1 protein-coding gene is annotated in these 293 nt (G+C 67.2%); it reads right to left on the bottom strand.

What is annotated here, in order from left to right; all coding sequences use genetic code 11:
• The coding region (locus ACYQ8K_RS30275) for a KR domain-containing protein (RefSeq protein WP_459975083.1) at positions 1–293 on the bottom strand (293 nt) is incomplete at both ends.

The following is a 293-nucleotide window of genomic DNA, read 5'->3' as shown; positions in this document are numbered from 1 at the left end:
CACGATGAGTTCCTCGGTGTTGTTGGGCAGCGTGGCGTCCTCGACGTCCGCGGCGGCATGCAGCACGCCCCGCAACGGCAGACCCGTCGCGGTGGCCGTGGCCACCAGCCGCTCGGCGGTGTCGGCCTGGGCGATGTCACCACGCTCGACCACCACATCCGCACCTATCGCACGGATGAAGTCGATTGCTTCCAGTGCCTTTTGGCTGGGCTCCGAGCGCGAGCTGAGCACGATACGGCCCGCACCCACGCCACCGGTTCCAGAAGCCATCTTCTCGGCCAGGAACAGACCCA

Source organism: Mycobacterium sp. MUNTM1, assembly GCF_054660795.1.
This window is presented reverse-complemented; position numbering and strand designations above follow the sequence as displayed.